This is a genomic window from Vibrio penaeicida (assembly GCF_019977755.1).
In the GTDB taxonomy this organism is placed as follows: domain Bacteria; phylum Pseudomonadota; class Gammaproteobacteria; order Enterobacterales; family Vibrionaceae; genus Vibrio; species Vibrio penaeicida.
Genome location: NZ_AP025145.1, coordinates 1172904 through 1189342, shown reverse-complemented (window position 1 = coordinate 1189342; position 16439 = coordinate 1172904). Strand labels below are relative to the sequence as shown.

The window sequence follows — 16439 nt, the reverse complement described above, 5'->3', positions numbered from 1 at the left end:
GAGAGTACCATATGTGGAGTAGAGACTGGCTAGACACCGTAATGGTGTGTGTATGGATTTTTGCTTGGTCTGCATTGGTCTATTTTATCCCGCTTACTGGGATGTAGTTGAGTATCGATATCAAAATAATTCGATAAAGATACAATTAAGGAGCCATATGGCTCCTTTGTTTTTGGCTACAACATAGACATGTCTATGACTTCGATAAAAGCAAGCTAAGTGATACTCAAACAGTCCGATCAAAGCTGTTTGAGTACACACTTATTATCATTAACTAATTCAAAGTGAGTGGAACTTTGGTTACTTCGCAGCTTTAAATTGAGACTGCCTCATTCGGTTTAATGCAGCCATAACATCAATCACTCGTGGTTTTGCCAGATCACCGTGCTTAGGCATAGCATCAAACCAATTATCTTCCTTAACCATGTTTGCTAGATCTTTGGCTGGAAACTTTGACCAGCTTGGAAGTTGAGCGAATTGAAACCACACCCATCCAATAGCGTTAATCTGACTTTCAGACTCGATTTGCTCAAGTGCCTGTAAATCCACCTGCTCTTTACCAAACCTCAAACGTGCTTTTCCTTTCGAGCCAACACGGAACTTACCTTCGGCCAAAATACCCTGCAGTGATTTTGAATTAAATGAGCGTTCAGAGAACGTAGCGAGCGCTTCGGTCGCTTCTTGAACGCGCTGTGTCGGATGTTGTTTGATCACTTCTTTTGCTTTTTCAGTCACATCTACTGCTTGGTAGTCGTGCATTTGAATGACGGTATCGGCAACGTCTAGATAATCGCCAGAGCCACCCATGACGATCAAGGTGGATATCTCGAGCTCATCACGGATCTGTCCAATACGATCCACCAGTGGAGTGATGGGTTCTTCGCCTTTACTAACGAGCGCTTGCATGCGTTCATCACGGATCATGAAGTTAGTTGCAGACGTATCTTCATCAATCAGTAGAGCAGTTGCGCCAGATTCGATGGACTCTTGAAGCCAAGCTGCCTGAGAAGTTGAACCAGATGCATCTTGAGTAGAGAACTCTTCCGTACTACGACCTTGCGGTAGGTGATTAATGTAATTCGATAAGTTTAAGTTGTGCACGCAGCGGCCGTCTTCAGCACGTATTTTCATTGCGTTTTCATCAGCGACAACATATTCACGTCCATCGCCAGGGATGTGGTCATAAATAGAACGTTCGACCGCGTTCAGTAGAGTAGATTTCCCGTGAAAACCACCACCAACAACGAGTGTGATGCCTTTCGGAATACCCATGCCTTTTATCTTTCCGGAATTAGGCGTATCTAACTCAATGGTGAGCGATTCTGGAGAGGCGAATTCAACCGCGTCTTGCATCGGTAAATCACTGTTACCTGCTTTACGAGGTAATACGCTGCCGTTACCGACAAATGCCATTAGGTTGTGTTCAGAAAGTTGTTTTCTTAATGCAACTTGATCTTCGATGATTTCGCAGTGTTGCTTAAGACGGTCAATGTCTAACTCCCTGTGTAGGGTCGCTTTACGAATAAACTTAGGTAAGTAAAACGTAAGAATGTTAATCGCTTTCTTGCCGAGAATTGTGCGTCCATCTGCTGGGAGGTCAACTCTAAAGCGAAGCTCGATGCCTTTTTCGGTAAAGACAACGGAAGTATGGTCCAAAACCGTTTGACCCGTCGACGCGATAAATACGTTGTTTTCTTGCGCTGCGAAGTGGGCGAATGAGCGGGCAATAAAATCTCTGGCAGCGCGTTGGAATGCTGGTGAGGTTTCTTTTAACCACTCTAAACCGGTCAAAGACCACTGGCGGAAAGCACGAACTCGCGAAGCAGGAGCAAATGGGTCGGCTTGAGTGCTATCAATGAATAATTCAAAATCTCCGAAATCGTAACTGCCTTTAATTTTTTGGTAACTGCGGTAGTTTTGTTTTTCGATTGTTTTAAGTAATGCGATCAGTTGATCCATTCGAGAAGTCACTATTTAGATTGGAGTGGGGAGGATTATACCCAAACCATGTAAAGATGCGACCTGAAAGGTTGTGGCTCTGGTGATGTCTGCTCAGTGGGTTGTTCTAGTGCCGCGCTGCAATTCGCTGACCATTGAATTTCTTAGTGATAAGGCTATTTTCAAACTCATGGGTATTCATGGGTTTGCCATAGAGGTACCCCTGCACATAGTCGCAGCCTTCATCAAGAATGAACTGTTCTTGGTCGTGACTTTCCACACCTTCCATAACCACTTTCAGTTTGAGCTTCTTAGCGACATGAATAATAGATCGGATGATTTCTTTATCTTGTTCACTACCCGAAATTTGATTGATAAAACTTTTATCGATTTTAATGCAGTCAAATGGGTATTTCTTGAGATAACTGAATGAAGAATAGCCCGTACCAAAATCATCTAGTGACAACGTCACTCCCAATCCGTGAAGTTTGCGAAGTGTTTGACCTGCGAGAAATTCGTCGGCTATTAAGCTGGTTTCTGTTACTTCTAGCTCTAGGCATTTTGGATTAAGCTTATAGTAATCAAGCAATTGCTCAATTTGTTCAACAAAGTTTGGATCTCGCAATTGAACCGCAGATACATTAATGGCGACACGGAAATCCTTCATGTACTTCGTCCACTCGGCGGCACGTTGAATGGCACTTCTTAGTACGTAGTTGCCAACTTCAAAAATTAAGCCGTTCTTTTCTGCCAGCTGTATTAATGAATCGTTTGAGACTTGCCCCAGTACTGGGTGGTTCCACCGAAGGAGGGCTTCTGCACCCAACCAATACCCATTCCTCGGCGATACCTTTGGTTGGAAGTAGAGCGTTAAATCATCGTTTCTCACCGCCTGTAACAAGTAGCTTTCTAATTGGTTATTGGTGGGGGTTGTAATGTTGGAATTGGCATAAAACGCATATTTTTTACCAGAATCTTTACAAGCAAGCATTGCTTCACCTGCGTGCTTAAGCATTAAGTTTGCGTTATCTGCATCGTATGAAGTGGCGACACCAATGAATGCATGTAAATGAAGTGGCTGACCGTTAATAAAAAATTCCGATTGGCCTATGTCCACTAAGCGTTGACAGAGCGATTCAAGGTTGTGTTGAGACTCTTCAATCTCAAGCGCGAAAACAAGGTCGATAGTGGAAGTTCGGGCCGTGATGCTATGTAATACATCAATGAAACCAACACGCTTTCGATACTCCTTGAGTACAGTATCAAACACTTCATAACCATGCTTTGCTAACAATCGACGCCCGTTTGTAAAACCAACATGAACAAAGGCGAGGGTACTGTCAGTTGATTTCATCTGACCAAGTAATGTCTGAGCCTCGTCAATCAAAGCAAGTCTATTTAGAAAACCTGTACCCAAGTCATGGGATTGTTGATAAAGAACTTTTTGTTCTGCCGCTTTGCGACGGTCAATCTCTGTTCCGAGTGAAAAGTTCAAACTGGCTAGATCTTGTGTACGGCTTTGAACTCGGTTACGCAATTCTTTATTGGTTTGCTCCAATTGGTACTGTTGATAAATTAAGGCAAGTTGCGATTCTACTGACTCTCGAAATGAGTCGAGTAGTGACTTAATCGTGGGAGAAAAATGGTTTTCTTTGTTATCAAGAATACAAATGGTGCCAAATGGATCACCATTCGGCCAATTCAAAGGTATGCCGTAATAAGCAATCATACCTAACTTAACATCAGGGTTGTTCGCCCATTTAGGATCTTTCAATGCGTTTGGCACGGTGAGAGAGCGTTGCTCTTCAACAACGGTTTCGCAATATAGCTTACCGTCTAAAGGTTCACATTCTGATTCTTTATAAGGGGTGTTGGCGGAATCTGAGGCTTTATATACTTCGATAGAATGCCGATGCACTTGCATAATAAGCGCAGAGGGTACGTCGGATAACTCCGCAACCAAGTTTACGATTTGTTGCCAGCTTTTTTGCATGTAAGCTGGAATTTCAATCTGACTAACGTCAATTTTTGACATGGAATCCTTTCCGTCCCCGATCTTTCTTCATCCTACCTACGATCATTATATGACGCAGGATTCACGTTCAAGGTATTAGATGACGGATTGTCGCAAAATAGAGTCAGTACACCATTTTTTCATTGCGCTTTCAGCACAAAACAGAAGATTGGGATCAAGATCTGAGCATTTTGATTCAAATTATCGACGAGTTTTGGGCTAAAACATTAGACCAAAAACGATACAAGCCACTCTCGTTGTAATATGGAGAATGGCGTGTAAGAAATGAATACCGCTTTTAGTAACCTTTTGAGAACACTAGGGTCTGTTGACCTTTCGAGATGATTTTTGCAGCAATTTGTGGGTAATTTATACAAGGCAGAGCTTATTCGGTGTAGTCACTCTACATCAATGAGCGATAACGCAGTAGAAATAAGCCACAAATGCTGCCCAAAGGGTACGACTAGGCGTCCCCACTCTATCCCTTTTACTCTTTGTTGCAAGGTATTTGCTTAGAACGACTAAGCTACACACCTTGCGCCGCGATTAAAAGGCATAGAACTCGAACAAAATTTAACCGCGAAAGGTCAACAGACCCTAGTATCCATTTAGTTCAAGGAAATCAGATTTGAAGCCTTCGTAGTCTCCTACTTGAGCGAAATTACTGGCGTTCATTTCTTTAAGTAAATCAGATACCTTTCTCTGGGTATCCGTGTCTAATTCGTACTCATCGAGCCTGATCAAACGCTCAGGGTCGACAGGGATTTTGTTGACATACAGTTTTTCCCTAAACAGTCGCTGCATCTGCTCAATACAGCCTTCGTGTGTTTGCTTATCTTTCATTACCTTGTAAAGCGCAATGATGTATGGGCTGAACGTAGGGATATACACACTCGCTTTGGTAACCAATGCCTTACAAACGCAAGCGTAGGCACCGCCTTGATATTGGGATAGCTTGATATTGAGTGAGTGGCTCGTTTGATGAAGATCGACTTTAGCATGACCGAGTGTTCCATCAAGATAGATTGGGTGCGTGGCGTCTGAACCAACGTAAGAAAACGCAATAGTTTTACATCCGGTTGCGATTGAATCGGAATTAATTAGGGTATCAATCCAGTTTTCCCAATCTTCACCACCCATTACACGAACTGTGGATTCGAGCTCTTCATTGCTTGCAGGCTCTACGGTTTTTTCAACCCAAGAATCATCTTCTAACAGTATCGAAGCACCTTGAACCGCTTCATTGAGTGGCTTTATTGAGGAATACCAGAAACTGTCATTGTCTTTGCGTCGTTTTGCCGCAGCAAGGCTATAAATAATGAGATCGACTTCGCCTTCAAAGTAAGTTTCGATCGCTTCTATAACCTGCTCCCGAACTTCCGAAGAAAAGGCATCACCCGCGATATTAACCGCTACGCGATCTTCTTTGTTTGCCTCTTGTTCAAAGTAAACGTTGTTATGCCAACCAGCACTTCCAGTGAAATTATCCGATGGCGCGTGCTCGTGCGAAACGCTAATGGTATTTGCTTTTGCACCACCGAAAGTCAGTGCGATCCTTGCGGCTAACCCCAAACCGGATGAGCCGCCCAAAATTAGTACACGTTTAGGCGTAGTATTAATTGGTAATGATTTTTTAACCGTATCAATTTGCTTGCTTACGGCAGCTTGACAACCTTCGGGGTTTGCTGAGCGGGCAACGACACCTTCAATCACTGGCTTGTTCTGCATGTCTTGGTCCTAATTATTATCGTAACCGCATAACCTTACACTAATGATGGGTATATTCAATTGAGCTAGAACAGCAAACTATTCGTTTGTGGTGTCATTTTTTAGAAAAGGTGCAATTTCTTGTGCTACAAAGTCCGAAATCCATGGTTGTGCTTCTGGCTTAGGATGTAAACCGTCACTCATCATCCACTCAGGCTTTAAGATAACTTGCTCTAAAAAGAATGGAAGCAAAGGAATTTTATACTCAAGAGCGAGGTCTTCATAAATAGCGGCAAACATATTGCTGTAGCGCATGCCATAATTGGGTGGGACACGAATTTGCATTAGCAGCGCTTTGGCACCAGATTGTTCACTGATTTCAATCAGCTCCCTTAGGTTTTTAGTGATCGTTTTAGGTGGGAACCCACGTAAACCATCATTAGCCCCGAGCTCTATCAAAACCCAATCTGGGGAGTGTGTGCCTAATAAACCTGATAGTTTGGCAAGTCCATTCCCCGTTGTATCGCCAGAAACGCTGCTGTTAACGACAGTGACATTCAGGTTATGTTCACTCAACGAATGAGATAGTAGAGACGGCCAGCTTTGCTCAGCCTTCATTTGATAGCCAGCACTCAAGCTATCGCCCAAAATAAGTAAAGTTTGACTAAACGTCGTGTTAGAAAATAAAACACATAATAAGATCGAAAGGAAACGCAACATGCCATCATCCGTTATAAGAGCTGAATCAGTTTCTAAACAAGTTACTACTAATCAAGAACATTTAACAATCCTTGAAAACGTAAATTTGGAAATTAGTCGCGGCGAAAGCGTCGCCATCGTAGGTACATCTGGTGCAGGAAAGTCAACATTAATGACATTGCTCGCGGGTTTAGATACGCCATCTCAAGGGGAAATTACGTTACTTGATAAGCCTTTATCAAAACTCGACGATGAAGCTCGTGCCGCACTACGCAGCGAAACGGTCGGTTTTGTTTTTCAAAGTTTCCTTTTGATTCCAAGCCTAACGGCATTAGAAAATGTTACTTTACCCTGCCTTTTAAAAGGTGAAGATGAAGATACAGACCGAGCTCGCGCATTGTTAGAGTCTGTAGGGTTGAGCCATCGAGAGAATCATCTTCCCACTCAGCTTTCAGGTGGTGAGCAACAGCGCGTGGCTTTAGCTCGTGCCTTTATGATCAAACCGAAAATTCTGTTTGCTGACGAACCTACAGGAAACCTCGATCAACATACTGCTGCAAATATTGTCGAGCGGCTGTTTGAGATGAACAAGCAGCACGGTACAACATTAGTGCTTGTCACACATGACCCTGAACTTGCAAAGCGTTGTGATAGAACGTTCCACATGCAAGCAGGTCACTTGGAGGTGGCATAATGGAAGAAGTGCAAACCCCGGTTGCCACGCCCAAGCTCAAAATGCCTAATCGACAACTATTTCGTTGGAGCATTAGAGAAATCAGACAAGGTCAACTTTGGCCGATTTCAGCTGCACTCACACTGATCATTGCTTGTATTTTTGCCCTTAGCGCACTGGCCGACAGAATGGAGCAGGTCATCGTTAAGCAGGGAAAAGATGCTCTAACTGCTGACTCTGTGTTTGTATCTGCTAATCCAATTCCTGATCATTTGCTAGACCAAGTAGCCAAACAAAACCTACAAACAACCAATCTAACGCGATTTGCTACAATGGCATTTAGCGAAGAAGACATGCAATTGGTGACGGTTAAAGCAGTAGGCGATGAGTACCCTTTACGAGGGGAACTGATCTTAACGGGTGAAGACGGTATTCGGTCATCTGTTCGCCCTGGTGAGTTATGGATAGAACCCCGTGTGCAAGACCAGCTTGGCACTAAAATAGGTGACGTTGTCACGATAGGGGATGCCGACCTAACAGTATCAGGCATCATAACTGAAGAACCTGGCTTGTCTTTTAATCCGTTCCAGCAAATGCCTTCAGTAATGATCAACTCCGCCGACATTGATAAAACTGGCGCACTACAGGTTGGTAGCCGTGTTCAATTTCGACTGTTTCTTAACGGTGACGCTGCTGCAATCCAAAAAATTGTTGATGATACAGAATTAACTCCGAGTGATAGATGGCTGACAGAAAATACACAAAGCCGAACGTCTGACGTATTCACTCGAACCAAGCAATATCTTTCTCTAACCGTTGCCATTGTCATATTGATGGCCGCAACGACGCTCGTATTGACTTGCCAACATTATGTAGCCAACAGACGTCAGACTATTGCAATGTTGAAGAGTATTGGCGCAAGCAAAAATTGGATTGCGAGATGGTTGTGGGTTCAGTTAGGTGTTCTATTTGCCATTGGAATCACCTTCGGCATTGCCATTGGGATAGGATTGGAAGTACTTCTCCGTTTACCCATGGGCGATCTACTCCCTGATCCATTACCTTCGTACGGATCGGCTCCTTATCTGTATTCTGTGGTGACATGTATTCTGATCAGCGTACCTGCACTTGGTATTCCGCTTTTACATTTACTCAATACTCCCGCGCTAAACGTGATGCAGGAATCGACTAAATCTATTAGTAAAAAATCGTTGTTATTGCTTTTAGTTCCTGTGATTCCAATGCTGATAGTCTACGGCGGCAACTTAATGGTGTGGATGGTGTTGGTTGGCATCGTTGTGTTGTTTGTATTACTTGGAATAGTCAGTACGTTGATAACACGACTTGTCGCTAAGTTACCAATGAACACAACAATGAAACTTGCAGTAAGTCGACTTAACCGTACCAGTGTAGCGAGTGGTGTTCAGTTTGCTGCATTGGCGTTGTCTTTGATGCTGCTTTCTATTATCTGGTTAGTAAGAACAGATTTACTTAGCGACTGGCAGCAAACACTGCCTGAAAATGCCCCTAATGTGTTTGCTTTAAACATCGCCTCTACAGAAATTGGCGACTATCTTGAAACTCTTGATGGAAACGTCCAAGACCGGTCTGATGCATATCCAATAATACGGGGACGAGTGAGTACGATTAATAATGTGCCCGCAAAAGACTATGTATTAAGTCAAAAAGGATCTGAAGAAGAGACAGATGCTCTCAGCCGAGAATTAAACTTTACCTGGGCAGATCAGATTCCTGCACATAATGAGCTATTAGAAGGAAGCTGGGTCGGAAAAGGCTCTGTTTCGGTCGAACAAGAGGTCATGAGTGAGCTGGGGCTTGAGATTGGAGATACACTCAGTTTTGTGATTAATGGTGTAACGGTTGAAGCTAAGGTCGATTCTGTGCGTTTCGTAGAGTGGCGAGAGATGAAACCAAACTTTTACTTTATATTTTCACCGGACGTTTTGGCTAGTATCCCGTCAACTTATCTGGTTAGTTTCAGAATTGAGGAAGAAAATAAACCTTTCTTAACGACGTTATCTCGCGCATTCCCAACGGTTAGCGTGATGGATATCAGTACGATGGGCGCTAAAATTCAGGAGCTTTTGAGCCAAATAGTATGGGCAATTACCGTTTTAGCTGGCCTTGGTGTACTGGCTGGGTTGATGCTTATCTTTACGCTTCTGAGACTGAGTCTTTCGCAACGACAGCAAGAAATTCGGTTGTATCGGACACTGGGAGCTTCAAAGAAACGAATTTCAAATACCCTGTGGTGTGAATTTGGTTTGATGGCGGTTACAGCCGGTGTTATCGCAAGCTTTGGCGCTGAAGCAAGTGTCGCAAGCCTGATGAAGTGGGGTTTTGAATTAACACCTAATGCACATCCATGGCTATGGGTTCTCTTACCATTGCTCAGTTTTTTGACGTTAGGATTGGTTCTTAACACTTTGATAAAGCGCTTGTTAATTCCAGTGAATAAGGGCGCATATTAAGGTCTTGTGAATAACTCATGATGACTTATCCACAAAATCAGTGGATAAATAATTGGATAACTTTGGGCGAATAATCGGTATACATTCGCCCAAGCCAATGGCTAAGGAACTTCAACGCAATTTGTTATTCACAAATCCGAAATGTGTTTAATTTAAGGCAATTTCGTCAAGTTTTTTTTAAGTTTTTTTTGATCGTTCTTTATAACGAAAAGGTACAAGAAAAATGTGATTTTCTTCAAATGAATATCTGAGTAAAATACTTAGGTACCTAAAAAACGTATTAAAGACATGACCCTCATAAAAAATAAAGAGCAGAAGACATTAAGTGTTGGAATCATTGGTGGTGGCATTGCAGGTTCTACTGCCGCCCTCAAGTTTTCAGAGCTAGGTTTAGATGTAACTCTGTTTGAAAAACGCGACAGCTTAGTTAATGGTCCACCTATCTGCCACCTTCATGCCGGTGGTAACTTGTACCGTGAAATCTCCGAGAAACAATGCGCGAAATTGCTTCGTCAATCTATCGATACTGTGAAGCTATTTCCTCATACTATCAACATCAGACCCACAGTAATCGTTACGCCGACCACAGATGAAGGAAACGCAGATGAGATTCTCCCACGCCTTGATTTTCTTCAGAACTACTACCAATCATTAGTAGATGTTGATGAGTCGAATGCTGTTTTGGGGGATCCTCAAAACTATTACGTAACGTATGAAAAAGAGCAGCTAACGGCGCTACGTGAGAAAACGCAGCCAGAGACGCCTGCTACATTTGATGATTGGATGATTCCTTTTGCTCGGCATACCAACCTAGACAATATTAAGTACCCAGTTGTCGCCGTGCAGGAATTTGGTTGGAGTGTTTTCAGGCTTTCTTCGACACTCGACTTGGCGTTAGCAAGCAAAATCAATTGCGATTTGCGCATGGAGACTAAGGTTGAAAAGGTTGAGAAAAGCAATGGTGGATGGTGTGTCTCTCATTCTCGATTAAGCGAAGAAACTACCCAATATACTCAGGTAGATTACCTCATTAATGCAGGTGGCTTTGAAACGGGTATGGTCGACGACTGGACACAACGCCCAAAGCAAAGGTTCGTGGAATTTAAAGCCGCTTATGTTACGCGCTGGGAAGATTGCGATCAGCAGTGGCCTGAAGTTATATTTCACGGGCAAAGAGGTACTCCAAACGGAATGGCACAGCTAACCCCTTATGCGGACGGCGTTTTTCAGCTACACGGGATGACGGAAGACATTACGCTATTTCATGATGGGCTAGTCACAAGCAATGACAAAAGCTCTCAGCCAGCATTACCCAACTACTTGCTTTCTAAGATAGAAGCTGGGTGGTCAGAGTCAGAACAAATGACGCGTACTAATCGCGCAATCGAGCATATTGCTCAATTTATTCCCTCTTTTTCTAGTGCGGAAATGGCGAGCAAACCTTTATATGGTGCACAGCAAATACCAGGTGAAGATTTTACTTTAAGAGCGTCTGATATTTCGGTTGAAGGGACTAACTATGCGCGCATGGAAATTGTGAAGGCTTCATCGGCGATAGAAGCATCGGACCAGATAGCCGCACACATGCACTCGCATCAGATGATTTCAGACAAACAGCGTTTTCAATCCTATGAATTTTTAAATGGCATCCAAGAATCAGACGTTGTCGGAAGGGCGGTAGAGCTTGCAATACAAAGAGATTACCCAGAAGAGTTAGCACTTGTTGCTGGAGTGTCTAAACCGATTTAAATTCGCCTGAAAATTGCCAAAGTATCGAGCGTATTAAAAAGCCCAGAAGACAATTCTGGGCTTTTCACTTTTGGTTATTTCCGTTTGAACTAACCCTAATTAAATCAGTTTCTTACGGATTTGAATCACCAACGCTTCTGCTAATAAGACAACCACAAAGATACTCAATAGAATCACAGAAACTTTTTGCCATTCAAACAGGTTCATTGCGTCACTTAGAAGTACACCAACACCACCAGCACCAACCAAACCCAGAACTGCTGATTCGCGTACATTAATATCCCAACGGAAAAGTACAATGGAATAAAACGCGGGCATAATTTGAGGCCAGTATCCTTTAATCAAAATGCTTGCTGTTGAAGCACCTGTCGCTCTTAGCGCTTCAATTGTGCCCATGTTGACTTCGGTAATCGCCTCTGCAAGCAACTTACCAACGAATCCGATGCTTCGAATTGCAATCGCCATGATGCCTGCAATAACTCCGGGACCAAAGAACGCGATAAATAACAACGCCCAAACCAAAGAGTTGATGGAGCGGGATGATACTAGAAAGAACTGCGCAATCCAGTTGATGGTTTTGTACGGTGTAATGTTAGGAGCATTTAACAATGCTAATGGCACGGCGAAAATTAGTGTAAACAATGTACCCAGTGTCGCGATATGCAATGTCTCAATAAGCGCTTCATGAACACTCTCTGGGTAAAAACCATATTCAAGTGGAACCATCCGCTTAAACATATCGGCAAACTGGGCGGGAGCGTCGTATAAAAACTCAGGAATAACTTCAACGGTCTGCCAAGACCAAACCAGCGCCATAACGAAACAAAAGTAAGCGGCATATCGCATCAGTTTTTCTGATGTCGTAAATCGTTCCCAGTGATGATCAATATTTGTAGTCGTCATCAGAAAATCCTCCGAACGATGTTAGATAAGAATTCGCCAATTAAAATCAAGGTAATGATAGTAATTAGGATCGCTGCAACAAAGTCATAATCGAATCTTTGGAATGCAGAAAAGAGAGTGCCACCAAGACCACCAGCACCTACAATTCCGACCATCGTCGAGTTACGTAGATTTGAGTCCAATTGATAGCTTGAAAATCCGATAAATCGAGAAAACACTTGAGGCATTACGGCGAACAAGACAACGCTGATAAAACTGGCGCCTGTTGCTCGAATCGCTTCAACTTGTTTGAAAGAAATTTCCTCTATCGCTTCAGCAAAAAGCTTTGCAATAAACCCGATGGAAGCAACAACGAGAGTTAGGATCCCTGCTAGTGCCCCAAAACCCACAGCTTTAACAAACAGGATTGCGATGATCACTGGGTGAAACGAACGACAAAGAGCAATGAGCCCACGCACAGGTGTATTGACAATAAGAGGCATCATATTTCGAGCTGCAAGTAACCCTAAAACCAGTGATATAACAATGCCGAAAAAGCTCGAGATGATCGCTATTTGCAGGCTTTCTGCAAGCCCATCAAGGAGCAAATTGCTTCTAGAGAAATCTGGCGGAAACATACGAGAAAGGAGACGCTCACTTTCTCCAATACCGATTATAATCCGGTCAAGGCTTAGCCCTAATGACGAGAAACTGTAAGCCAAATACGCAACGACACCGACCCAAATGAGCTTGTTAGACCAGTGAGCTTTGAATGGGTTTTGTTGATTGGCGGTTAATCCAGCCATGATTCACCTCCGTAGATAACCTTGAGATCGTCTTCGGTAATACCATCAGGGTGCCCGTCATAATGAACTGAACCGCCACACATACCAATGATTCGCTTTGCATAACGTTTAGCTAGGTTAACGTCATGAATGTTAACTAACACTGGGATCTGGTTCTTTTCTGCCAGCTGTTCCATCAGTTCCATAATCTCGACTGCGGTTTTAGGGTCGAGGGAAGAGGTCGGTTCGTCTGCTAGAAGAATGTAAGGGTCTTGCATAACAGCGCGTGCAATTCCTACACGTTGTCTTTGACCACCAGACAAGCTATCGGCTCTTTGGTTGGCGAAATCAGATAAGCCCACAAAGTTGAGTAGCTCAAATGCTTTATTGATGTCTTCTTGTGAATAGTTACGACGCCATGCATTCCAAGCGCTCATGTATCCCAGTCGACCAGTGAGCACATTTTCAATCACCGTTAACCGTTCAACCAGATTGTATTCCTGAAATACCATACCTATGTGACGGCGTAACATACGGAGTGGTGTACCTTGTAATTTCGTTAAGTCTTCGCCATTAAAAAGAATTTCACCCGATGTAGGATCGTTTAGCCGGTTAATGCAGCGTAGAAGAGTACTTTTACCTGTACCAGAAGGACCTATGATCGCAACGATACCTGGCTCCTGAATGTCGACATCTATACCTTTAAGAATCGGTTTTCCTGGGACGTAAGAATGCTGTAGTTGATTGATGGCAATGCCACGAGGACGAGTACTTGTCATCGTTTATTCCTTGTATTCTAAAAAGCCTATGCCCTACCCAAAGGAGGGCATAGGAAAGTGATGAGTGTTTAAATTAGATTTATTGTCTAAGGTCAACAGACCTTAAGGTGTTACTGATTTTTGGCTTGTTTAGCGAGTTCCGCCGCTTTCTTCTTAGCTCGTTTAGCGGCTTCTTTTTCTGCGAGCTTTTTAAGCCCTGTTTTGGTGTAAGCAGTCCCAGTAGCGTGTGCGATGTTTCGGATTACCGCCCAATCTTCTTTGTAAGTAATAGGAGCAAAGCGATCGGCTCCTTTGAAAGTCGCGCTCATTTCTGGCGTAAAGCGATAAGTCGAAAACGCTTCTTTGATTTTTTCGACTAATTCAGGATTGAGATCATGAGAGTAGCCAAAAGCAGAGGTTGGGAATCTAGGGCTGCGATAAATAATCTTAAGTGCACTTTCGTCGACTCGACCTGCTGCGACCATTCGGTCGTAAACATCTGATGCGACGGGTGCAGCGTCGTAGTCGCCATTAAATACGCCAAGAATAGATTGATCGTGTTTGCCAGAGTAAAGAACTTTATAATCTTTGTCTGGAACTATCCCTTTGTTTGGAAAGAGAGCTCTTGGCGCTAGGTTACCAGAGTTTGATGAAGCTGATGTGTGGGCAACACGTTTGCCTTTCAAATCGTCCATGGTGTTGATGCCGCTATCTTTTCGAACGATCGTAACTAAGTTATAGCCTTGGAAACCATTTTCGTTGCCTTTTACAGCAATAGGCACGTAACCCGCAAGGTTTACAGCATAGCCTGTTGGACCTGTTGAGAATCCAGCAACGTGCAGTCTTCCTGAACGCATGGCTTCAACTTGTGCGGAGTTTGAGTGCACTGTGTAGTAAATGACTCGCTTGCCAGTAATTTTAGTTAAGTGTGCCTGAAAGTCGGCGAACGCATCTTTGTATATAGCTGGGTCTTCAACAGGAGTATATGTAAAGACCAATGTACTTGGGTCGCGCCAGTCGTCTTTGTTTTTTGGTGTGTCAGCAACAAGATCATTGTTTTCATCACAATACCTGTCGTCCAATACACCTCTGTTTTCACACGTCTGCGCAAATGCTAATGAAGGCAAAAGCAGGGAGGTAGCAATAAGTAATCCTTTAGGTGCTAATTTCATCTTGAAACCTTTTTGTTGATTTAATGTAAAGGGTCGAGTTTGTTATTGCTAAGAGTGTGCCATGTTAAATAATTCAATATAAACAGATAGATAGAAAGTCGGATTTGTTTTTATTTTACAAATGTGTCACATCTGTCCTTCGTTTTTCCATCGTTTGGGTCAAATGTGTCCAAACCGTTTCTGTGAAAAAGAAAGAGCCGCATTTTAGCGACTCTTTTATTAACCTATCTACTATAGTTTCATGCAGTTAGCGTAATAAGTAGCGGTTGAAGGCCAATCACTGAATACACCTAAAACACCTACTTTTTGTGCCAAAGCATCTAACATCACCATGGCATCACCATCGTTATTGATGCTGTCTTTAACACTTTGATAATACCAACCACCACCGTTGTTTAGTGGTCCAGAGCGCTCTAACGTCCACGTGATAATATCAAGACCAGCTTCTTTCGCTAGCTTGGCATAATCTGAAGGCACAATGCTTCCTTTACTGTCCAAAGTAACCAAGGCGTACATAGGTGGTGCAATAATGTTAACGCCTGATTCTGCTAAGGATTTCATATTATCTAGTGTGGGTTTAAAGTTCTCGTCGTTGTAGACTCGATCGTCTAAGTAAACAGCTTGCTGACCAAACTTAGGCTCTTTTGCTATCCAGTATTTTACATCGTTCAAGTTAAACGATTGTACGTAGGCATCCTTCGCTTTAATCCCGCCAGCTTTTAGTTCGTCAATCAGTTTTTGCGCATAATCTTCTTGCGAAAAACCGTTGTAAGGCATATCAACAGCAGGGGACTTAAGCTCTGGAGTAACTTTTACACCATGTTCTTTAAACAAAGCGACGCTTTCTGCATGAGTCATTAACGTTCCCGACGTAGAATAGAGATCGGTTCGCCATCCAGGTGTTCCATTCATGTATTCTTCAGGTGTTTGAGCCATTGGGTTAGCTCCATCCATTTTTCCTTTAAGCGTTTTAAATTCCGCCAAAGTAAAGTCAGACGTGCGACATTCAGCTTGCGCTTTTTCTCCCGTTTCCAAATTGGCGGGCTTGAAAGGAACAGTACATTTTTTTGCAAGCTCAGGAATGGCGAGTACATTGGTTGTTGTATGCAGATCGCTTTGCGAATGACGACACACTAGTTCTTTGTCTTTCGTGAAAGTAACGTCACACTCGAGTACCCCAGCGCCTGTGCGAATTGCCGCTAAGTAAGATTCTTTGGTGTGTTCAGGAAACTGCATTGCTGCACCGCGGTGACCGATGGAAAAATCGCTTCGATGAAAAGGACCGGCTTCACAAGCTTGAAGCTTAGTTTTTAGTGCGCTTTCGTCCATGTTGTCGACAAGATACATAGGGCGGGGACCCAAATCTGCCGAAACATTAGCGAAGGCAATCCCTGACGTTAGCCCTAGGCAAATGAGCGTCGTACCCACAAGTGTTTGTTTCATGTTATTTCTCCATTTTATAGAATGCACTTTAATGTGCAAAAGGAGAATTGCATGCTACATGCCAATTATTATACTCAATAAAAACAATAAGATAAGATTTGAGGTTTTGATTATGAGTCATTTTTGT

The 16439-nt window shown here is 43.1% G+C and carries 12 protein-coding genes; 3 read left to right on the top strand and 9 right to left on the bottom strand.

All coding sequences use genetic code 11. The features are described 5' to 3' along the window. Positions 1-300 precede the first annotated feature (300 nt). The 4 genes from LDO37_RS23575 to LDO37_RS23560 all read right to left on the bottom strand — a co-directional run bounded on the left by LDO37_RS23575 (position 301) and on the right by LDO37_RS23560 (position 6379). Positions 301-1959 (bottom strand): ABC-ATPase domain-containing protein, encoded by a 1659-nt coding sequence (locus tag LDO37_RS23575; RefSeq protein ID WP_126609293.1) that lies wholly within the window; start codon positions 1957-1959, stop codon positions 301-303. 106 nt (positions 1960-2065) lie between these two features. Next, positions 2066-3973, bottom strand: coding sequence for a bifunctional diguanylate cyclase/phosphodiesterase (locus LDO37_RS23570; RefSeq protein ID WP_126609294.1), 1908 nt, complete (start codon positions 3971-3973; stop codon positions 2066-2068). A 576-nt stretch (positions 3974-4549) separates the two neighbouring features. Beyond that, positions 4550-5680, bottom strand: coding sequence for an enoyl-ACP reductase FabV (gene fabV / locus LDO37_RS23565; RefSeq protein ID WP_126609295.1), 1131 nt, complete (start codon positions 5678-5680; stop codon positions 4550-4552). 78 nt (positions 5681-5758) lie between these two features. Continuing rightward, positions 5759-6379, bottom strand: coding sequence for an arylesterase (locus LDO37_RS23560; RefSeq protein WP_126609296.1), 621 nt, complete (start codon positions 6377-6379; stop codon positions 5759-5761). Here LDO37_RS23560 and LDO37_RS23555 point away from each other — a divergent pair. From LDO37_RS23555 to LDO37_RS23545, 3 genes are all read left to right on the top strand, one after another. Further along, positions 6378-7052, top strand: a complete 675-nt coding sequence (locus tag LDO37_RS23555) for an ABC transporter ATP-binding protein (protein WP_126609297.1) — start codon at positions 6378-6380, stop codon at positions 7050-7052. The two genes, LDO37_RS23560 and LDO37_RS23555, sit on opposite strands and share 2 nt — an antisense overlap. Next, entirely contained in the window at positions 7052-9523 is a 2472-nt protein-coding gene (locus LDO37_RS23550; RefSeq protein ID WP_126609298.1) for an ABC transporter permease, read from the top strand. The genes LDO37_RS23555 and LDO37_RS23550 overlap by 1 nt, the downstream gene beginning before the upstream one ends. 288 nt (positions 9524-9811) lie before the next feature. Beyond that, on the top strand, positions 9812-11272 hold the full coding sequence (locus LDO37_RS23545) for an FAD-dependent oxidoreductase (RefSeq protein WP_126609299.1): 1461 nt from the start codon (positions 9812-9814) through the stop codon (positions 11270-11272). 99 nt (positions 11273-11371) lie between these two features. Here the strand turns inward: LDO37_RS23545 and phnE (LDO37_RS23540) are convergent, their stop codons facing one another. From phnE (LDO37_RS23540) to LDO37_RS23520, 5 genes are all read right to left on the bottom strand, one after another. After that, positions 11372-12175 carry a phosphonate ABC transporter, permease protein PhnE gene (phnE, locus tag LDO37_RS23540; RefSeq protein ID WP_126609300.1) on the bottom strand — a complete coding sequence of 268 codons (804 nt, stop codon included), beginning with the start codon at positions 12173-12175 and terminating at the stop codon, positions 11372-11374. Further along, on the bottom strand, positions 12175-12960 hold the full coding sequence (phnE, locus tag LDO37_RS23535) for a phosphonate ABC transporter, permease protein PhnE (RefSeq protein ID WP_126609301.1): 786 nt from the start codon (positions 12958-12960) through the stop codon (positions 12175-12177). Before phnE (LDO37_RS23535) ends, phnE (LDO37_RS23540) begins: the two co-directional genes overlap by 1 nt. After that, on the bottom strand, positions 12948-13718 hold the full coding sequence (gene phnC / locus LDO37_RS23530) for a phosphonate ABC transporter ATP-binding protein (RefSeq protein WP_126609302.1): 771 nt from the start codon (positions 13716-13718) through the stop codon (positions 12948-12950). Before phnC ends, phnE (LDO37_RS23535) begins: the two co-directional genes overlap by 13 nt. A gap of 110 nt (positions 13719-13828) precedes the next feature. Beyond that, positions 13829-14869: a phosphate/phosphite/phosphonate ABC transporter substrate-binding protein gene (phnD, locus tag LDO37_RS23525; protein WP_101115035.1), complete on the bottom strand. Its 1041-nt coding sequence runs from the start codon at positions 14867-14869 to the stop codon at positions 13829-13831. 231 nt (positions 14870-15100) lie between these two features. Then, entirely contained in the window at positions 15101-16312 is a 1212-nt protein-coding gene (locus LDO37_RS23520; RefSeq protein WP_126607611.1) for a glycerophosphodiester phosphodiesterase family protein, read from the bottom strand. Positions 16313-16439: the final 127 nt, after the last annotated feature.